Source organism: Halomonas sp. IOP_6 (genome assembly GCF_021151565.1).
Lineage (GTDB): Bacteria > Pseudomonadota > Gammaproteobacteria > Pseudomonadales > Halomonadaceae > Vreelandella > Vreelandella alkaliphila.
Map to the genome: position 1 here is coordinate 113,871 of NZ_JAIRBO010000001.1, position 18,733 is coordinate 132,603.

Here is an 18,733-nt window from a genome sequence, read left to right on the forward strand (position 1 = left end):
GTGGCACCGTGTTCGCTTCGAAAAGCTCAGCAGAAATCTGCTGGGCTTTTTTTATGAGTGGTAGGTTGTGAGTAATAGGTTATAAGTGCTAGATCATTCGTTGGGTGGATTATCTTCTTTTTCTTGCGAGGAGAGTGTCTCGGGCAGCGCTGCTAATTGCGCCTGAAGGGCTTCCATTCGTTGCCAAAGCTGTTGCTGCCAGTTTTCGTCCTGAAGCGCCGTTTTGTGCTGCTGTTCTAGTGCTTGGTGGGCCTTATCGAGCTCGCTCTGCAGGCTGGAGTGCAGCTCTTTTAGCGATATATTGTTGCGCTCAAGTTCGTCAATTCGTTGTTGCAAGCTGCTGTTGTCTAACTGGTAGTGCTGCAATGTGTCTTTTTTGAGCTGAAGCTCTTTCGCCAAGCTGTCTGAGCGCTGCTCGAACTGGAGTAGGCGCTTTTGTAGTGCTTTTTCTTCTTGGGCGCGCTCTTGTCTTAGCGTGTCTAGCAACGCCATCAGTTTTCCTTCTGCTGCTTCGTTACGCTGCTCTTCCTGAGCAAGGCGCTGTTCCCAAGCGGCTTGGCGTTGTTGCAGCTCCTCAGTGAAGCGCTCTTTCAGCGAAGCTACGTCATGCTCAGACTGGGTAAGCAACTGCTGGTATCGCTTAGCATCTTGGGTGGCTTGCTCTGCCTGTTGCTGCCACTGATGCTCGCTCGCTTGGCTAGCGGCCAGCTCACGATTAAGTGTCTCCAAGCGCTGTTCTGTATGTCGCAAATGCTCTGCAAGGGCGCTTTCTCGTTGTTCCGCATTGGCTGTCTGCTGAACCGCTTCGGCGGCTTCCTGCTGGGCGCTCTCTACTTGCCGTTTAGCATCTTCGCGATAGTGGATGAGCGCTTGATTGGCGACCTCTTGCGCCTCGCGCCATAGCTCGGTTGCGACGTTAACGATGACTTCTGGAACGCCCTTAGGTGGCGGAACATCGCGATTTTGCTCTCGTTCAATACGCCAATTACGGAAATGCTCACTGATTGTTGTGAAGCTGCCAGTTCCCAGTACTTCGCGAATGCGTTGCACGCTAGGGGTGTCGCCGCGAGCGAGCAGGGTATCGATTGCTTGCTGAACATCACTGTATTGAATCCCGCTGCGAGCCATGGTGCTTATCCCTGTCAGATTGGTAGCGCTATTTTCGTAGGGTTTGGTTAAAATTACAATAATTACGTAATACATAAAGCGTAATATTATTTACATTCATCGCTATAAATTCAAGATTACTGCTATTATCTTGAATTTTAGTGCCGATAGCAGCACACTTAACCCATTGAAAAATAACGCGGTAGATATGGGGAATGTGGCGATGCCCAGAGAGGTCGAAAAACAGCAAAAACACGTACGTGAAGGCCTAGAAAAGGGCAGCTGGCCTGACTTGCTGGCTAAGTCTTCCGTGCCCGTCACCCCAACGCAGCTAATTGATGCTCAAAACGACGTTGAGGCTGTTGCTGCGTGGCTTAGGGAGTACCAAGGCAGCCCTCAGACATTGAAAAGTTACCGCCGAGAGGCGGAGCGCCTGCTGCTTTGGCTGTCCAGCCATAACACGTCGTTATGCGATATGAATCGTGAAATGTTGCGCCAGTACGAGGCTTTTTTGGCAGATCCTCAGCCAGCTGAGCAGTGGGTGGGGGCAAGTAAGCCTCGCTATCATGCGCAATGGCGACCTTTTCGTGGTGGGCTCTCGCCTGCAAGTCGGCGGCAAAGTCTGATTATTCTGCAGGGCTTGTTTAGCTGGCTAGTGGAAGCTGGGTGGGTACGCCATAATCCATTTGTGCTAATGCGCGACAAGGCTAGGCGGCTGAATAACCAGGCTCAAACCATTGAGCGTTATCTAGAACGAGATCTTTGGGCATGGTTTTGGCAGTGGCTGAATGCGCCAGTCGGGCACGCTAGTGAGCGAGAAGCGTATGAGCAAGCGCGACGACGATTTATATTCTGCTTCGCTTATCTACTAGCGCCTCGTATTAGTGAAATGGCTAACGCTCGGATGGGTGACTTCCAGGAAAGCGAGGGGCGATGGTGGTGGGTGGTGGTCGGTAAGGGGAGTAAGCTTGCACGTATTCCGGTGCCCGATGACATGCTTGAGTGCGTGCTCGAATGGCGGGAAGCGCTTGGATTATCAGGTCTGCCCTGTTATCACGAACCCGACCCTCTTATCCGTGCGCTAGATAAACGTCGTGGCATTAGCGATAACCAACTTTACCGGCTGATTAAAGGTGTATTTAGCGATGCGGCTGACGCGTTAGAAGCGCAAAATGGCAAGCCTGCCTATGTGAACGCGCTGCGTCGTGCAACACCCCACTGGCTGCGACATACGGCGATTACACATCAAGCGCAATCGGGGGTAAGCCTGCGCCATTTAGCCGAGAGTGCCCGTCATTCTAAACTGGATACGACGAGTCGCTACTTACACACCGAAGATAATGAATGGCACCAAGAGCAGCAGCGTCATCGCTTGAAAACAGCCCCAAAAACGCCTTCTGACCCGTTATAATAGGCATGATATTGAGACACCAACCCAAAGGAAACGCCATGGCAACTTCAGGCGCTGAGCTGGCCCAGCAAGAACTGGTCGAAGAGTTTGAAATATTTGATAACTGGATGGATCGTTATCAATACATTATCGATATGGGGAAGCAACTGCCTGACTTTCCGGAGGAGCAGCGAACTGAAGAGTTTAAGATTCAGGGCTGCCAATCTAACGTGTGGATGTGTCACGAAGGGCAGGGCGACAAGCTTATCTTCAAGGCAACGTCGGATGCGGCCATCGTTTCAGGACTGATTGCGTTGCTGCTAAGAATCTATAGTGATCGCACACCTGATGAGATTAGCCAAACCGAGCCTCACTTTTTGAAAGATTTAGGTTTGGATAAGCACCTATCACCTACCCGCAGTAATGGCTTGCATGCCATGTTGGAGCGTATTTACCAGGTGGCAAAACAGTCTTAATTGTAAACGCGCATTGGAAAGCTTTATCATTGATGATGGTCGCACTTTGAATGCGGCGACGCTGTTAAGTCGGGGTCTTCACGACACAGTTGCTCGCTTCTGCCACCAGGCACGGGATCGATACCACCGGCGCTGCCTGGGTGGCATCGCATAATACGCTTTATCGCCATCCAGCCGCCTTTGAAAGGGCCATGCACTTGAATGGCTTCAACGGTATAGGACGAGCAGCTTGGCCAGAAGCGGCAGCGCGGCCCCAGCAGGGGGCTAATGGTGTATTGATAGACCTTGATACAGCCAATCATGACGATGGCGAGTGCCTTCAAGGCCCAGTGCTTTGCTTGGGATAGCGGCTTTACCACTATTTCTTTTACCACTATTTCTTGCCGTAAAGTGCCGCTGGGTCGATAAGCGGCTCGCTGGTAATCGCCGCATGCTCTTCACTTACCGATAAGTAAAAACAGCTGCGTCGACCGGTGTGGCAAGCGGGTCCAGTCTGATCGACTTGAAGTAATAGTGTGTCACCATCGCAGTCGAGAGCCGCAGATTTCAGCTGCTGTTGTTGACCCGAGGTTTCACCTTTGCGCCAGAGCTTTTTACGCGAGCGTGAATAGTAGCAAGCACGCTGCGTTGCTAGCGTTTCTTCGAGTGCCTCGCGGTTCATCCATGCCATCATTAACACTTCGCCTGAATCAAACTGCTGGGCAATGGCAGGCAGCAAGCCTTGTTCGTTAAAGCGCACTGCGTCAAGAAGTGCTTCCGTCCCGGGCAACGTGTCGGAAGGGCTGGCAGACTCTAGGGCTTTGAATAGGTCGCGCGGGGCTAATTGGTCAAAACGTGACATTACTCATTACTCGCAGATCGGCAATTTTGGCACAAGCCTTGAAGTTCTATCGTTTGGCGCTCGACGTTAAACCCTTGTCGTTTGGCTAATTCGGCCAGCTGAGCGCTTATTTCATCTAAGTGAAGCTCTTCAACATAGCCACAATGGCGACAAATCAACAGCTGAAACCCATGGGCATGCTCAGGACAAGCGCAGGCAACGTAAGCGTTTTGTGACTCTATACGATGCACGAGACCTTGCTCGATAAGAAAGTCGAGAGCACGGTAAACCGTGGGGGGTCTTGCTGCGGCATGCTCAGTGGATAGCTGGTCTAACAAGTCATACGCTTTTAGGCCGCCACCATTCTCAGCAATCAGTTCTAGTACTCGGCGGCGAATAGGAGTAAATCTCACGCCTCGGGTATGACACTGGGATTCCGCTTGTTGTAATAGCGTATTAGCTTCTGTCATTAGGGCACTCGTTGAACGGTATATGCGTAGTCTACGCCGTCGCCGAAGAAGTGTCAGGCGTTTCTACTAGTTCGCTTTGGCGGGCAAAGTGGTGCTGTGCAAACGCTACCCGCTCAGCGACGGGAACACCGTCAGGCTGGTGTTCAATCAGGTCAAGCCGGCGACGAAGCCCTTCTCCGTTGGTCATTTGGATAGCAAGCCCGGGGCGCGCATTAAGCTCAAGCAGCATGGGGCCATGCTTTCTATCCAGTACCATATCGGTGCCAAGATAGCCAAGTCCGGTCATCTCGTAGCAGCCTGCTGCCAGGTGGAGCAGAGTATCCCACTGTGGGACAACCAGACTTGCCAAGTCGTGACCTGTATCGGGGTGGCTAAAGCACGGACGATCAAACTGCACTCCACGTAGGGCCGCGCCTGTGGCAATGTTCAACCCAACACCCACAGCCCCCTGATGAAGATTGGCTTTCCCATCTGATGCCGCGGTAGAGAGCCGCATCATGGCCATGACAGGATACCCTTTAAACACGATGACTCGAATGTCCGGTACGCCTTCATAGGTATAAGCCATCAGGCTTTCATCGAAATTGATCAACGTTTCGATGACGGCGACATCCGGTGAGCCGCCTAGCGAATAGAGACCAGAAAGTATGTTCGAAACATGGCGCTCAATATCTTCAATCGACAAACTGACACCGCTTGGCTTGATAAAGATACCCTCTTGTACCTTTTCAATAACAAGTATGCCTTTTCCGCCACTGCCTTTGGCTGGCTTGATCACAAAGCCTGAATGGCCGCTCAGCATCTCACTGATATGCTTGACACCAAACTGAGTCGTTACCGTACCAATGAGTTCTGGCGTTGTAATGCCGTAACGCTGCGCAAGAAGCTTGGTTTTCAGCTTGTCGTCAACAAGCGGATATAAGCGTCGGGAATTATAGCGGCCAATGTAGCGAATATTTCGCCGATTCATGCCGATAATTCCCTTGTCTCTAAGTCGTGTCGGCCACGTCCAGTTCTTTAGCCAGCTCATGAGGATTTCTCTTCATCGGTAATTGGCTTAAAACGGCGTAGCTCCAATAAACGGTAGCCCGTGTAATTACCAAGCAACAAGATGAGCGCCATCAGAATGAACTGAACGCCAAGGAAGTTGAAAGTAATGTGGCGAACCCAGGGGTTGTTCATGGCAAGGAACGCTAATACAGCGGTTAAGAGGCTGCCTCCGCCTTGAACCAATACCTGCTTTGGCCCTTCCTCTTCCCAAAGAATCGACATCCGCTCAATCGTCCACGCGAGAATGATCATTGGGAAAAATGTGACGGTTAACCCCGAACTTAGGCCCATACGATAAGCAATGACAGTGAAAATTGAGATGATTGCTATGACAGTGATGATGACCGCCGAAACCCTCGCTACCAGCAATAGATTGAGATATGAAAGATAATTACGAATGATCAAGCCCATGGCCACAATCAGCAGGAAGCCAATTAAACCCGTTAGCAGGGTAGTTTGAATAAATGCTAATGCAATAAGCACCGGCATAAACGTGCCCGACGTTTTCACCCCAACCAGCACGCGCAAGAACACTACTACCAGTGCACCAATGGGAATCAGCAGAATCGTTTGGAAAAGTGCCTGCTCTTCCAAAGGAAGGCTATGGATAGAGAAGTTCAGTAGCGTGTCGTCAGAATAATGATTGCGAACCGCCGCAGACGCAGGCTGATAATGCGTCAACATAGAAAAGGTAACCCGTGAGTTGGTGCCGCCCTGAACTTCTAGGACAGCGCGACCGCCAGTTTCCCAGAGCAGAAGGTTGTCGGGCTTTCCTTGCTCGCCGGTCGCGGGATTAAATAGTGTCCATGTTTCAGCAGATTCATCGAACACTTGAATCCAACTGCTGAGGGTTTGTCGACGACGACCATCCTCCATCAATAGACCGCTGACTTCCCTTGCATGAACACCTGCTTGATTCAACAAGCGCACAATCAGCGGCGATGGCTGTTCCTGGGTTAAGAGTAGTCGTGCATTTTCCCCTTGGCGTTCGCCATTAATATCTAAAATCAATTCTCTCGCAAAGGTGGCGTTATTGGCGCTACGCGCCCAAGCGCGATCAATTAATTGGCTAGCGGCAGTATCGTACGGGCTTTCCCAGGGCGGAACGGTCGATAATTCTGGTGGCGTTTGCACGGGTGAGCGCGCATCTGGCGAAACAAGCATCTGCACTGAATAGTAAAGCTGCTGGCTACCGGCGGCATTGCGAATAGTCCACTCAGCCTGACGACCTAGTTCATCTGCTTTATAGGCAAGCCCATAGCCGGAAGACGCGGTGTTTTCCGTCAAAACCCGGTATCCGGCCTGATGAGAAGGCAGCGCTAGATCAACCTGCACAGGGCCGTCCTGGGCATTAAAATTGATAACCGCTTCGATTTCCCACACTTGGCGCTGCTCACCGGGTAGCCAGGGGATTTCAAACTGAACATGTCGATGTACACTGGCGGCGATGCCAACTAACAGCAGTAATCCAACGATTAAATAAAATGGCAACCGTGACATCATGATTCCTTTCAGCGAAAAACGGCGGGGGAGAGCTGTTACTCTTCAGTATCGTCTTGATCTGCTGCTTCATCTTCAGCGGCTTGATCGGCGGGTTCACCACCCGGGAATTCTGGGCGTTCGTAAAGATAGGTTTGAGCAACATCAATGGTGGCAATATCCATCATGAATCGCCGTCCTAACAGCACTGGGTAGTCCAGATGGGTGCGATTATTAAGCGTGAACTCAACGTTTTCGCGGATTGGGCCCAGGGTCATTAACAGTGAGATCACTGGGCGAGACTCTTCACCAGATGCCTGAACAATACGCACCCTACGTACAATTGGCGCTTCGATCCATTCATCACGCACGCGATCTACGACCACGTCATCGTCATTTAGTGCCAACTTAAAGCGCACCCAATTTTCGCCATCACGTTCAAAGCGGGTAATTTCAGACGCTGATAGTGATGACGTGTTGGCTCCTGAATCAACGCGCGCCTTCAAATAAGTGCCAACGCTGGGTAAACCAATCCATTCACTGCGGCCTAGCAGCGTTTTGTTGTCTTGAGCGGCCTCAACATCGCACTCTTCACGAACAATAACGGGGTCTTCACCGCGAGCTTGTATACCAGCCACATCTTGACGCAAATAGCGCAACAGACTGCCGACTTCGCGAACATCAGCTGTCAACGCTTGCTGCTGGTTAAGCTGCTGCTCGTGTAGTAGTGCAGACGCGGATGCACACTGCTGGGCAAGAGAGGTTTCAAGTTCAAGGATGCGGGTGTTAAAAGACGCTTCGCTTAATGGCGGTGGCTCATTCGTTTCTGGCGGTGTCACAGCACAGCCTGCAAACGAAAGCGACAAACCAGCCATTAGACACAATACACCTGAGCGCATAACGTGAGATATCCTTAAACAAGAAGAGCATGAATGATAAGGAGAAGGACACTGGATTGTCCAACTTGATCAGCTGGTTTTGGAACCTTTATCTACCCAATTTAACATAATATATATTATGCGAACCTATAGATTATGTAGAAACGCCTGTTAATGCTACTGTAACGCACCAATTTCTCCTACAATAGCTATACGATTAACATCCTTCGTGTAGGAATACTCTAATGATACGCAAACTCATAATTGCCACTACCCTATTTGTGCTTGCTGGCTGTGCCAATGTCGAGGTTGAAGATTATGCCAGCACAACTCCTCGCTTAGATATCGCTGAGTACTTCACTGGCAACACCCAAGCTTGGGGTATGGTGCAAGACTACTCTGGTGAAGTACAGCGCCGTTTCACAGTCGATATCACGGGAACTTATGACGGCAACAAGCTGACTCTTGATGAAGCTTTTTTGTTTGCTGATGGTGAGACGGATCGACGGGTGTGGGAGTTTGAGCAAGTAGACGATCATCACTGGGTTGGCACTGCGAATGATGTTGAAGGCCAAGTAGATGCGCGTCAGTATGGTCACGTCTTCCATATGCGCTACCCGCTTGATATCGAGGTTAGCGGTCGCACTATCCGTTTCTTAATGGATGATTGGATGTATCTGCAGCCCGATGGGCGTTTGATAAACCGCACCGCGATGAAGAAATTTGGCTTTACCTTAGGAGAAATCACCTTGGTTTTCGAGCAAGTCGATTCGTGAGCCTGATTTCTTAACACCTAATTTCTTAGCAACTAATTCCATATCACCTATGCCAATCTTCCATTAAAAACAGCCTGCTTAATAAAGCAGGCTGTTTTGTTTTGTCATTAGCCAATTAGAAAGCTAACGTTGACCTTATCACTCACTAGCAGGTGCAGCGTATGAGCCGTCTTCCTGGTGTACTTCATTACCAGTAATTGCTGGCGTGAAGACGCATGCGACGGTCATGCCTTTTTCTTTACCGCGTAACAGATGTTCGTCGTGCTGATCCAGCAGATAAATATCGCCTGCTTTGATCGGCCAGATTTTACCATCGGCTAGGGTTTCTACTTCGCCTTCGCCTTCATAGCAAAACACAGCTTCATAGTGGTTTTTGTAATGAATATGCGTCTCAGTACCTGGGAAAATACGGGTAATATGAAATGAAAAACCCGCATTATCATTGGCTAGAACAAGACGCGTGCTGTCCCAGTTGCCATTTTCGGCAGTGACAAGACGATCTGTTTTACGTGCTTCTTCAAGATTACGAACGATCATAGAATTGCTCCGTTATGAGGCACTTGGTATTAACCGAAGCAGCCCAGTGCTGAATCGATGCTGCAAAATTAGCCTAACTCTACATCACGCTTGGATAACAGCATTGACTGAGGCTTCTAGAATATCCAGCGCTTCCAGCAAGTCCTCATCACTGATGGTCAGCGGGCATAGGCATTTCACTACTTCGCCGTCTTGGCCGCTGGTCTCAATAATAAGGCCGTGCTCAAATGCTTTACTGGTGATCTTATCGGCAATATCACCAGAGACAACATCAATACCACGCATGAGGCCACGTCCACGTTCAGTGGCAGGCATGCCGTTCTCACTGAGTAAGGCCGCCAGCTTTTGGAAACGTTCTTCAACAATACGCGCTTTGCGCTGAACATCACGCTCAAAAACATCATTTGACCAATATTTTTTAAGCGCAGCCGTAGCGGTTACCATTGCCAGACTGAAGCCGCGGAACGTACCGTTGTACTGTCCAGGCTTCCATTTATCAAGCTCTGGGCGCATCAACACATGGGCAAAGGGCAGCCCGAATCCAGAGAGTGATTTTGAGTTAGTTACGATATCAGGCGTGATGCCCGCGTGTTCAAAGCTAAAGAACTTACCCGTGCGGCCACAGCCAGCTTGGATGTCGTCAATAATCAATAAAATATCATGGGCGTGACAGATGCTCTCTAAACGCTTGAGCCATTCAAGGCCTGCCACGTTAATACCGCCCTCGCCTTGCACAGTTTCGACAATAACACCCGCCGGAATATCGAGGCCGCCAGATTTGTCGTTAAGTAATTTCTCGAAGTAATCCAGCGTATCCGTATGCTCTCCCATATAACCATCGAAGGGTAAAAAGCTTGCGCCTTGTGTAGGAATGCCACCGGTCGCCTCGCGGAATTTGCGGTTACCCGTGGTTGCCAATGCCCCCATAGTGACGCCGTGGAAGCCGTTGGTGAAGGTCACAATGTTATGGCGACCTTTAGCAACACGGGCCAAACGGATGGCCGCTTCTACTGCGTTAGTTCCTGTCGGACCAGGCAAGTGTACCTTGTAGTCTAAGCCACGAGGTTTGAAGATAACCTCTTCAAGGGTTTCTAGGTAATCACGCTTTGCAGCGGTCCACATATCCAGGCCATGAACAATGCCATCTGTTGACAGGTAGTCGATCATCGCTTGTTTGAGATGTGGGTTATTGTGACCGTAATTGAGAGTCCCGGCACCGGCCAGGAAATCAATGTACTCACGACCATTCTCGTCTGTTAAACGAGCATTCTGGGCTTTCGTAAACACAACGGGGAATGAGCGCGAATAAGTACGTACGTTAGATTCCATGCGTTCAAGCGTCTGGGTCTGCATTAACGACCTCCTTTTTAAATCATTGAGCCAAGCGTAGGGCAAACTGGCGGAAGCAGTGGTAACAAATTTAAAAACGTAACCAGCTATGGAGAGCCGCGTACTGGGCAATAGCTGGTCCGTTCCGTTACATACTGTCTGTTTGAAATGGACCTATGCGAACTAGGTTTTCAGGATCATGCTCTCCACCGAGTTGTTCGGTAGAGAAATATTCACGGCTATTTAAAGGGGCTTGCCAACGTGCCGCTAGGCGGCGAAATAAGCCCCAAGAGGCCTGATTGTCTGGAGTGATCGTCGTTTCCAGATGATGCACATTATCAAGTTCTGGACGCGACATAATGGCTTCGACTAAGCGGCGTGCCAAGCCTGTGCCACGTGCTTTTTCACCGACGGCAACCTGCCATAGAAAGTAGGTGTCCGGCGCGTTGTCTTTCACATAACCAGATACAAACCCTACTATCTCGCCCTCTTCATTTGTTGCAACCGCACAAGTGTCACGAAACTGAGTTGCCAACAGTAGATAAGCATAAGCAGAATTAACATCAAGCGGCGGACAAGCTTTTATCAACTCGTATACGCCCCAACCATCATCTGCATTCGGCTTGCGAATAAATAACGGAGTAGACGCATGCCCAACCACAGCATCAGCGACTGTCGGGCGGGCAAGATCTGCAGAAGGGGTAAAAGGTGTTATTGGCGTGCTCATGGTTATGCTTCGCTGTAGCGAATTTGAGCGCCATTATAACAGCTGATTATGAGCAATTCAAAAATCATATTATTCATCCTGTCCTTTTCCATAAATTTTGGTTATCAAAAGCGTCTCTACCTGCAAAAAAACAGCTGAAAGAACCGCTGTATTGGAAGAGTTTAGATCAACCTCACATAGCTGCGAGACAAAAAAGGCGAGCTAATGCTCGCCTTAAAAATGTGAATTTTATGTAATCAATTGCGAGTAGCTGTTCTCATTGTCACAAACTCTTCCGCACCTGTGGGGTGGATACCGATGGTACGATCAAAATCTTCTTTTGTAAGCCCAGCTCTGACCGCAATGGCGATCCCTTGTATTAATTCACCGGCCTCTTCACCTACCATGTGAGCCCCTACGACAACATCTGTCGCATCATCAACGATTAGCTTCATTAAGGTGCGTTCTTGGCTACCTGACAATGTGTGTTTCATTGCTTTAAAGTCCGCGCTATAAACGCGAATCTTGCCAATGTTTTCTCTGGCAGCCTCTTCAGATAGCCCTACCGTCCCAATATTGGGATGACAAAAAACAGCCGTAGGAATCGTGGTGTAGTCCAGCGGTTTAGGCAGTGTTTCATTGAAGTGGATATCGACTAGCTGCATCGCCTCAGCCAATGCCACGGGCGTCAATTCAGGCCCCTGGGTCAAATCGCCAAGCGCCAAAATCGAAGGGACTGACGTTTCGTAGCGCGCATTCACTGGGATTTTTCCCTTGCTATCAAGATGAATGCCCAATGCTTCAAGCCCTAGCCCCTGCGTATTGGCATTACGTCCTGTCGCTGCTAAGACGGCATCTACCTCTTGAACATCACCGTTAGTTAAATACACGTTAAACGCAGAGGCATTGGGTTCAATCCGTTCAATATTGGTATTGAAATGCAGATTGACGCCTTTTTTGCTCATTTCATCGCGGGTAAAAGCTCGAACTTCTTCATCAAACCCTTTTAGAAACAGCTCTCCACGATAAATCAAATGCGTTTCACTACCGAGGCCGTTAAAAATGCTCGCGAACTCGACTGCAATATAGCCGCCCCCCAAAACGAGAAACCGCTCTGGAAAAGCGTCAAGGTCAAATATTTGATTTGAAGTGACTGTATATTCACTGCCAGGAAAATCAGGTACCCATGGCCAGCCACCTGTAGCCAGCAGTATCTTTTGTGCTGTTACTTGGGTAACACCCTCTTCAGAGGTCAATAAAACGGTGTGTGCATCTGTCACGGTTGCTCTAGCGTGAAGCAATACGACCCCCGCGCCCTCCAACATCCGCTGATAAATGCCATTTAGGCGTTTTATTTCACTGGTTTTATTGTCGCGTAGCACTGACCAATCAAAGACAGCAGGCCCAGGCAACTGCCACCCAAAGCCCGCGGCATCATCGAAGCTGTCGTGAAAGTGGGCCGCATAGGAGTACAGTTTTTTAGGCACGCAGCCGACATTGACACAGGTACCGCCCAAGTAACGATCTTCTGCTATAGCAACTCTGGCACCGGTTGCCGCCGCCATTCGTGCGGCGCGAACCCCCCCTGACCCTGCTCCAATTACCAGTAAATCGTATTCATATTCCGCGTTATCTGCCATGTGCTACTCCTATCCTGAACCATTGCATGTACTTATCGGTCATGCACTTGCCGACAACGGTCGCTAAGCACAAAGATTGACCTTAGATTCCGAGAAGGTTAAAACCCCTCTCTCTGTATCCTAGTTTGCTCTATCTTGAACCTAACAGCTCCTAACCTGTGACGGAGATCCAATGTCTAACGCTATTGAAACACTGCTTGATAATAATCGCGCCTGGGCAGAGCGTATGTGTGAGGAAGATCCTGACTACTTTAAACGCCTTTCCAATCAGCAAAACCCTGATTACCTCTGGATTGGTTGTTCTGACAGTCGTGTGCCCGCTAACCAGATTATTGCCCTTCCGCCAGGCGAAGTCTTTGTCCATCGTAATGTCGCTAACCTTCTCCACCATACCGATATGAACGCACTATCAGTTGTGCAGTTTGCGGTGGATGTACTCAAGGTCAGTCATATCATGATTGTGGGGCACTACGGTTGTGGTGGCATTAAGGCGGCAGTAACCGGCGGTGAATGCGGAGTCGTCGATTACTGGCTGCATTCGGTGCGCGAACAGTATAACCGCCACCGTGATACGCTTGAACACTTGCCATTGGAAGAGCAAATTGACCGCATGTGTGAATTGAACGTAAAGGCTCAAGTTAATAGCTTGTGCCGAACTAAAATTCTGCAACGTGCCTGGCAGAGAGGCCAGGATATTTCAGTGCATGGTTGGGTCTATGGGTTGAGCGACGGCCGTGTAAAAGATCTAAATTGCACCATAACCGGCCTGGAGCAGGTTGAGACCCTTTATCGTATCGACCGCCTTCAACAAAGCGACTGACACTATCTGTGCCTATCGCTCTAATGACATCGATCCCAGTTAGTTATAGCGGTAGGCGCGATGACAGCTTTTACAGCTTAAGCCAACATCAGAAAATGCTCGCGTAGCCGCGCGATAATCCTCTTGCTCGGCAGCATCAATCAGCACTGCCACCTTTTGTTCAAGATCTGTAAATCCCGCTGCGAAGTCTTCCCATTCCTCCCATATTTCTGGGCGAGCGTCAGACCCACGTCCATGGGTGCCGACAATAAACGCGGGCAAAAAATGAGCTTGAGTAGCTTGTTCCTGAAGCGTTGCTAACCGTGGAGCGGCTCCGCGGGCATCCTGGTTATTCACCAAGTCAAAACGCAGCTGACGCAGAAGACTTTCTAGCTCTTTCAATTCATCCTGACGCCATATGACTGCTTCTCGTTCACTGGCAAACGGGCTTTCTTCAACCGTTTGAGGCATCGCTGGAACGGTGTCTTCAGTGACTTCCTCAGCCATGACCGGTGTAGCAATTACACTAGAGATAGTCAGAGCCCAAACCGAAGGCATGAGCCATGAACGTTTTAAAGTGTGTGGCATTTTACTGACCTTATGATGAATGATTTGGCCCTCACCACGACTAACCGATGGGACAAGTCACACCGGTACCTTTGAGCCCACAGTAACCACCGGGGTTCTTGTTCAGGTATTGCTGATGATAAGCCTCTGCGTAATAAAAGGTATTCAGCGGCTTGATCTCGGTAGTAATAGCACCACGGCCAGCCTTATCGAGAGCCTTTTGGTAGGTATCGGCACTCTTTTCTGCCGCAATCAACTGCGCATCCGTTGTTGTGAAAATAGCAGAACGGTACTGGCTACCTACATCGTTGCCTTGACGGTTTCCTTGTGTAGGGTCGTGCTGTTCCCAAAAAATTTGCAACAGCGTATCTAAGGATGTGGCACTGGGGTCGTATACCACTCTAACCACTTCGGTATGGCCTGTTTGTCCCGTACACGTTTCTTGATAAGTTGGGTTTTGTGTTTCTCCCCCAGCATAACCTGCGGCAGTGACGTAAACCCCCGGTACTTGCCAAAACAGGCGCTCAACGCCCCAAAAACACCCCATACCTAACACAATTTCTTCATACCCTTCTGGAAAAGGAGGGTGAAGTGAGTGGCCAGTAACGGTATGTACGCTACTCGTTTCAATAGGCGTCACGCGGCCAAGTGGTGTTGAATTTGCTTTAGAAAATAGCGTCATAACGCCCTCTTATTGCCGTGGATAAATCGTAGGGTCACCGGGCCGGGTGAAGGTATAAATTAAGTCGACGGCTTGATTGGCGCCCGATACTGCCTGCACGTATAGATTACGCCAAAGTGTGTAGCGTAACGTCAGTTCTGCAATGGGCGAGAAAATGCCAACACCGTAGCTAATACGGATGTCATCGGTTAGCTGCCCAGTCAGCGCTACTTGACTGTTGTCACCTGCCCCAGTGGTATCCAAGGTTAAATCGCTAATACCAAAGGCTTCTCCAATTGAACCAACGGCTTGGCCTGTCCGTCCAAGAGACATTCCAATCAAGGCGGTAGTTAGCTCGCTGCCAATTCCACCACCAGCAGCAGCATCTGGCGCCCGCCCTCTCAATAAATATGACAGTGCACGGGTTTCACTCATTCCTGGTTCTGAAAAAATAAGTACGTTAGGTTCTTCGGCATTGCCTCTGACGCGAAGGCCGGCAATAACCTCATCTTCTGTGATGTCTGGATTTCGAATGGCTTCGAAATCGAGGATTGGAAGCCCCGGAGGACCACTGAATATTAGCTGTCCACGGCGAATCAGGAGATCTTGACCAAAGGCTTGAAAGCGGCCATCGACTAAATTGACATCACCAAACAGCTGTAGTGCACCACGGTTTTGACGAATTTCTAATGTGCCACCCAAGCCAGAATTAAGCCCATATGCTGATATTTGCATATCACGACCCAAGGTTAGTGTGATGAGCACATCAAGGTCCATGCCTGATTGTGAGAGCTCGTCAGCCGCGCTTGAATCGTTATTGGCAGCTCGTTGCTGAGCCAGCCGTTCCGCTTTTCGGTCGTCACGCTCGGTGATAATGACTTCGTCAGAGCTTGGGCTAACAGCCGAGGCAGGAAGATCGCCAATCTCTAAGCGCGCCCAAGGTAGATCGACATTGCCACGCACTTGCAAGCGATCCGGCGTTACGCGAATGCGGATATCAGGGGCTGCTTCTAAACGCCCAAACTGTGGTAAAACGATTAATAGTGGCTCCTGGGTAGCGTTTACATCGACACCAATACGCCAGTCGTCACCTGCGGGCCAAAACGCATCCCCGGTAATATTTAAGCGGCCACGTTCAGCCGCAATAAAACCATTTATGTCCCCTTGCTCGCCGTCAAACGCAACGACTAGCTCGCCATTTTTAATATCAAGAGGAATATCTGGGCCATTAGCGCTTAGATTGCGAAGTGCAAGCTGCCCCTGTAAATCTGGCTGACTGGTTGTTCCAGTAATTTGTATACTACCATTTAAGTCGCCCTCTAAACGATCCATACCCACCACTAATGGGCGGTAAGGCGTTAAAGAAAGCTCTTGGGCACTTAGCTCTCCACTAAGACCACCACGACCAAGTGGATCACTAATGGTGAGATCGAGTGTCAGCTCACCAGCATCTTCAAGCGACAGTACAATATCGGCATCAGCTTGAGCTTGGCTGGCTTCCAGCTGCGTGTTTAAACTAATCACAGGAAGCTGTACGGGCTGGCCGTAATCATTGACTGCAGTAATCGCTAACTCACTTAATACCTGAACGTCGGCTTGCCACTGGGCTCCCCCTTGGCGCCAAGCTGCAACAAGATCTGCCGTCGTGTCGCCTTCAAAGCTCCACTCTTTAGGCAATAAAGGCTCCAGTGCTTCCATCGGCACTTCTCTGATGCTTAGCACTGTGCGCCCTTGATCAGCTGATGCAGTAACCGGTTCTTCTGAACAAACAAGCCCTCCTTCTTCGCGCCGTAAACAGAAAGGTGAGAGTTGAGCTTGGCCGTTAGTAAGGTTGTAACGAATATCAAGAGGGGCTTCTAAACGTAGGTTGCCAAACTCGGAGTCAACTTCCAGTGGTGTTAGTTGGCCCTGATACTGCTGCGCTTGCTGATCAAAACGACCATTTAGCGTTAAAAGCGCACGGCTTAGCATGTTATCGGCCTGGCCGTCGACACTAACAGCGAGCGCATGTTGAGATAGGCGGCCGTTAAGCTCAAGGGTAATACTTGAAAATGCCTGCCCACCTGCATTGACTTGCTGCAATCCAAGGTTAATGTCTAGCGATGGATCGTCGATACCCTCGATATTACTGGTCAGTGATAACGTTTCAATACGGTTCTCGGCAAAACGCAAATCGCGACCTGTTACTTCGGCCTCTACTCTCGGTTGGCTAATGCTACCTCTGGCAAGAATATTACCTGTTAATGTACCCGCTAAGTCTGGATGCAGCGTCTGTAATTGACGTAATGCAATCTCAGTATCTAGCGACATTGCTTGTTCACTAACCTGGCCAGAGGCCGTTAATCGGTTGTCTCCCTGAGTGAAAAGTAGTTCTTGGATATCAACTTCAAGCGCACTGTTAGCCTCTAGGGAGGCTTGTAGCGTCAGAGGGTACTCCTGGAGCTCCCCATTAATATCGAGGACTGGCAGACTGACTTCCCAGAGGTCGCCCGTTTGACTCACACTAGCGGTAATATCGCCATTGAGATTGCCGTTGAGCTGTTCGACAAAGTGAGAAGGATCGAATTGATCCAGCCTGATGGTGGTATCAACTCGAAGTGACGAAGCCCAGTTAACTTCCCCTTCACTGCTAAGCGAACTGTCATCTATCGTTAGGGTTAGTGGCGCCCAGCGGAACGATGAAAGATCTCCGTCGCCACTGAGGCGAATGTTGGTGGCTGGCACTTGCGGGCCTTGAGCGTTTAAGGAAAGCGTTGACTGGTACGCTTCCAAATTGCCGCTAGCAACGATGTCTATATCTTCAGCAACATAAGGTTCTGCCGTTGATTCATCACTACTGGGCTGTGTGAGTGGCCACTGTAGTCGGTTACTCTGTAGTCGTATATCAAAGGGTAGCGTCGGTGCTAGTACATCGACTTGAGCCTCCAGTGTTGCATTAACGACACCGGATGCCCCTAAACTGGCTGTAAGCTCATCTAGGGATCCTGACAGCTCCAAAACAAGCTCTTCCCCACTTAGCTCGGGAAATATCTCGGGTAAAAACAAAGTTGACGTTAATCGAGCATCTATCGGATAACTGCCTGATAATGTAGTGTTGGCTGTTAAGTTTGCCTCGGCATCTGGCGTGAGCAACTCTAATGACCGGAGAGCTATTTGGTTGCCTTCGGCACTCGCAACCACGGTTAATCGTTCGACTTGGTAATCAACGGCTCCGCTGACAGTGACGTCAGTCACGGTGAGGGATGCTAAGTCGATATCAATGGGAAGCATTATTTCAGGTAGCTCAATTCGCTCCCGTGCTGTTAAGGCCTCTACTGCTTGATCAGGTTCTTCTATGAGGGGTTGGGTAGCCATAACAGCACCATCAATGCCAGATGCATGTAACGGCGTCTGAATACCTTCGGTCAGTTGAGTGCCTGCCGAGGGAGGTAAGTACACGGTTGGCTGCATGAGCGTAGTAGGCGCGATACTGACAAGATGCTGTTGTGCAGTGATCGCGGTTGAAAACGATTCCCAACCGATGCGAGTTCCATCAGCTAGCTGCAGTTGAACGTTATTGAACTCAACTGAGCGTAGCTCAATAGGAAAAGGAAGTTGGATGCTAGGCATCCCCTCTGATTCTGGTGATTCAGGGTCCGGTTCAGCGCTTTCCCCCAAACGTATATCTGCACCTTCTATATGAAATTGATCTAGGCAAAGCTTGCCTGATAGCACACAGTCTTCAGCCCAAGCGAGCTCTAGGCTGTCGACGTTGACGCGTGTCTCACCGAGCGATAGTTGAAAACCGCGCAATGCAAACTGGTCGAGCAGTGCGCCTTCTTGGTGTTCATACGTAAAGAACCCCCGTTGCTCGCCTTGAGAAAATAGTTGTCCTGTTCCCCAAGGAGAGAGCGCAATGCCTAATAGAAGAGCGACCAAACCAAATAGCCAGAGTGGTAGCACAATGGCTAACCGTACAAAACTCCACAAAAACAACCCGGCACGATGTTTAACTGAGAGCGGTTGACGCTTAATGGATGCCGCTGTTACAACCTTAGCCAAAATGCTC

General features: G+C 49.8%; 18 protein-coding genes. 4 read left to right on the forward strand and 14 right to left on the reverse strand.

What is annotated here, in order from left to right; translation table 11 throughout:
* Window positions 1-93: 93 nt before the first annotated feature.
* Entirely contained in the window at window positions 94-1,128 is a 1,035-nt protein-coding gene (locus tag K7H08_RS00560) for a DNA-binding protein (RefSeq protein WP_231656932.1), read from the reverse strand.
* 202 nt (window positions 1,129-1,330) lie between these two features.
* On the opposite strand from K7H08_RS00560, the gene K7H08_RS00565 reads away from it, so the two are divergent.
* Both K7H08_RS00565 and K7H08_RS00570 read left to right on the forward strand, forming a co-directional pair.
* Window positions 1,331-2,518: a tyrosine-type recombinase/integrase gene (locus K7H08_RS00565; RefSeq protein ID WP_231656933.1), complete on the forward strand. Its 1,188-nt coding sequence runs from the start codon at window positions 1,331-1,333 to the stop codon at window positions 2,516-2,518.
* A gap of 38 nt (window positions 2,519-2,556) precedes the next feature.
* Window positions 2,557-2,973 (forward strand): SufE family protein, encoded by a 417-nt coding sequence (locus K7H08_RS00570; protein WP_038484250.1) that lies wholly within the window; start codon window positions 2,557-2,559, stop codon window positions 2,971-2,973.
* Window positions 2,974-2,999: 26 nt separating this feature from the next.
* On the opposite strand, the gene yidD is transcribed toward K7H08_RS00570, so the two are convergent.
* The 6 genes from yidD to K7H08_RS00600 form a co-directional block, all read right to left on the reverse strand.
* Window positions 3,000-3,275, reverse strand: coding sequence for a membrane protein insertion efficiency factor YidD (yidD, locus tag K7H08_RS00575; protein ID WP_231657223.1), 276 nt, complete (start codon window positions 3,273-3,275; stop codon window positions 3,000-3,002).
* A 71-nt stretch (window positions 3,276-3,346) separates the two neighbouring features.
* Window positions 3,347-3,814, reverse strand: coding sequence for a phosphoribosyl-AMP cyclohydrolase (hisI, locus tag K7H08_RS00580; protein ID WP_095602936.1), 468 nt, complete (start codon window positions 3,812-3,814; stop codon window positions 3,347-3,349).
* A complete protein-coding gene (locus K7H08_RS00585; protein ID WP_038484256.1) occupies window positions 3,814-4,263 on the reverse strand; it encodes a transcriptional repressor in 450 nt (149 codons plus the stop codon). Before K7H08_RS00585 ends, hisI begins: the two co-directional genes overlap by 1 nt.
* Before the next feature lie 31 nt (window positions 4,264-4,294).
* Entirely contained in the window at window positions 4,295-5,293 is a 999-nt protein-coding gene (locus K7H08_RS00590; RefSeq protein ID WP_198349719.1) for an alpha-L-glutamate ligase-like protein, read from the reverse strand.
* Window positions 5,290-6,813, reverse strand: coding sequence for an inactive transglutaminase family protein (locus tag K7H08_RS00595; RefSeq protein ID WP_231656934.1), 1,524 nt, complete (start codon window positions 6,811-6,813; stop codon window positions 5,290-5,292). The genes K7H08_RS00590 and K7H08_RS00595 overlap by 4 nt, the downstream gene beginning before the upstream one ends.
* A gap of 38 nt (window positions 6,814-6,851) precedes the next feature.
* Window positions 6,852-7,691, reverse strand: coding sequence for an ATP-dependent zinc protease family protein (locus K7H08_RS00600; RefSeq protein ID WP_231656935.1), 840 nt, complete (start codon window positions 7,689-7,691; stop codon window positions 6,852-6,854).
* 224 nt (window positions 7,692-7,915) lie between these two features.
* Here K7H08_RS00600 and K7H08_RS00605 point away from each other — a divergent pair, with 224 nt between their 5' ends.
* Window positions 7,916-8,446 (forward strand): DUF3833 domain-containing protein, encoded by a 531-nt coding sequence (locus tag K7H08_RS00605; RefSeq protein WP_231656936.1) that lies wholly within the window; start codon window positions 7,916-7,918, stop codon window positions 8,444-8,446.
* A 138-nt stretch (window positions 8,447-8,584) separates the two neighbouring features.
* Here the strand turns inward: K7H08_RS00605 and K7H08_RS00610 are convergent, their stop codons facing one another.
* From K7H08_RS00610 to gorA, 4 genes are all read right to left on the reverse strand, one after another.
* Complete coding sequence (locus tag K7H08_RS00610; RefSeq protein WP_038484271.1) at window positions 8,585-8,983, reverse strand: ectoine synthase; 399 nt, start codon at window positions 8,981-8,983, stop codon at window positions 8,585-8,587.
* 84 nt (window positions 8,984-9,067) lie between these two features.
* Window positions 9,068-10,336, reverse strand: a complete 1,269-nt coding sequence (gene ectB, locus K7H08_RS00615; RefSeq protein WP_231656937.1) for a diaminobutyrate--2-oxoglutarate transaminase — start codon at window positions 10,334-10,336, stop codon at window positions 9,068-9,070.
* A gap of 124 nt (window positions 10,337-10,460) precedes the next feature.
* Window positions 10,461-11,039 (reverse strand): diaminobutyrate acetyltransferase, encoded by a 579-nt coding sequence (gene ectA / locus K7H08_RS00620; RefSeq protein WP_030072977.1) that lies wholly within the window; start codon window positions 11,037-11,039, stop codon window positions 10,461-10,463.
* A 236-nt stretch (window positions 11,040-11,275) separates the two neighbouring features.
* Complete coding sequence (gene gorA, locus K7H08_RS00625) at window positions 11,276-12,658, reverse strand: glutathione-disulfide reductase (protein ID WP_231656938.1); 1,383 nt, start codon at window positions 12,656-12,658, stop codon at window positions 11,276-11,278.
* Between the two features lie 172 nt (window positions 12,659-12,830).
* Between gorA and can the strand changes: the two genes are divergently transcribed.
* Window positions 12,831-13,478 (forward strand): carbonate dehydratase, encoded by a 648-nt coding sequence (gene can, locus K7H08_RS00630; protein ID WP_038484281.1) that lies wholly within the window; start codon window positions 12,831-12,833, stop codon window positions 13,476-13,478.
* Window positions 13,479-13,517: 39 nt separating this feature from the next.
* On the opposite strand, the gene K7H08_RS00635 is transcribed toward can, so the two are convergent.
* The 3 genes from K7H08_RS00635 to tamB form a co-directional block, all read right to left on the reverse strand.
* A complete protein-coding gene (locus tag K7H08_RS00635; protein WP_231656939.1) occupies window positions 13,518-14,015 on the reverse strand; it encodes a c-type cytochrome in 498 nt (165 codons plus the stop codon).
* A gap of 70 nt (window positions 14,016-14,085) precedes the next feature.
* Complete coding sequence (msrA, locus tag K7H08_RS00640) at window positions 14,086-14,706, reverse strand: peptide-methionine (S)-S-oxide reductase MsrA (protein WP_231656940.1); 621 nt, start codon at window positions 14,704-14,706, stop codon at window positions 14,086-14,088.
* Window positions 14,707-14,715: 9 nt separating this feature from the next.
* A complete protein-coding gene (gene tamB / locus K7H08_RS00645; RefSeq protein WP_231656941.1) occupies window positions 14,716-18,726 on the reverse strand; it encodes an autotransporter assembly complex protein TamB in 4,011 nt (1,336 codons plus the stop codon).
* Window positions 18,727-18,733 lie beyond the last annotated feature (7 nt).

What these genes read in the sequence shown, in the direction of transcription:
- K7H08_RS00565 (WP_231656933.1), top strand. Translation starts at nt 1,331, where the DNA reads ATGCCCAGAGAGGTCGAAAAACAGCAAAAACACGTACGTGAAGGCCTA.
- can (WP_038484281.1), top strand. Translation starts at nt 12,831, where the DNA reads ATGTCTAACGCTATTGAAACACTGCTTGATAATAATCGCGCCTGGGCA.
- gorA (WP_231656938.1), bottom strand. Translation starts at nt 12,658, where the DNA reads ATGGCAGATAACGCGGAATATGAATACGATTTACTGGTAATTGGAGCA.
- ectA (WP_030072977.1), bottom strand. Translation starts at nt 11,039, where the DNA reads ATGAGCACGCCAATAACACCTTTTACCCCTTCTGCAGATCTTGCCCGC.
- K7H08_RS00605 (WP_231656936.1), top strand. Translation starts at nt 7,916, where the DNA reads ATGATACGCAAACTCATAATTGCCACTACCCTATTTGTGCTTGCTGGC.
- K7H08_RS00610 (WP_038484271.1), bottom strand. Translation starts at nt 8,983, where the DNA reads ATGATCGTTCGTAATCTTGAAGAAGCACGTAAAACAGATCGTCTTGTC.
- K7H08_RS00560 (WP_231656932.1), bottom strand. Translation starts at nt 1,128, where the DNA reads ATGGCTCGCAGCGGGATTCAATACAGTGATGTTCAGCAAGCAATCGAT.
- K7H08_RS00635 (WP_231656939.1), bottom strand. Translation starts at nt 14,015, where the DNA reads ATGCCTTCGGTTTGGGCTCTGACTATCTCTAGTGTAATTGCTACACCG.
- hisI (WP_095602936.1), bottom strand. Translation starts at nt 3,814, where the DNA reads ATGTCACGTTTTGACCAATTAGCCCCGCGCGACCTATTCAAAGCCCTA.
- K7H08_RS00570 (WP_038484250.1), top strand. Translation starts at nt 2,557, where the DNA reads ATGGCAACTTCAGGCGCTGAGCTGGCCCAGCAAGAACTGGTCGAAGAG.
- K7H08_RS00600 (WP_231656935.1), bottom strand. Translation starts at nt 7,691, where the DNA reads ATGCGCTCAGGTGTATTGTGTCTAATGGCTGGTTTGTCGCTTTCGTTT.
- K7H08_RS00590 (WP_198349719.1), bottom strand. Translation starts at nt 5,293, where the DNA reads ATGAGCTGGCTAAAGAACTGGACGTGGCCGACACGACTTAGAGACAAG.
- msrA (WP_231656940.1), bottom strand. Translation starts at nt 14,706, where the DNA reads ATGACGCTATTTTCTAAAGCAAATTCAACACCACTTGGCCGCGTGACG.
- yidD (WP_231657223.1), bottom strand. Translation starts at nt 3,275, where the DNA reads ATGATTGGCTGTATCAAGGTCTATCAATACACCATTAGCCCCCTGCTG.
- K7H08_RS00585 (WP_038484256.1), bottom strand. Translation starts at nt 4,263, where the DNA reads ATGACAGAAGCTAATACGCTATTACAACAAGCGGAATCCCAGTGTCAT.
- ectB (WP_231656937.1), bottom strand. Translation starts at nt 10,336, where the DNA reads ATGCAGACCCAGACGCTTGAACGCATGGAATCTAACGTACGTACTTAT.
- K7H08_RS00595 (WP_231656934.1), bottom strand. Translation starts at nt 6,813, where the DNA reads ATGTCACGGTTGCCATTTTATTTAATCGTTGGATTACTGCTGTTAGTT.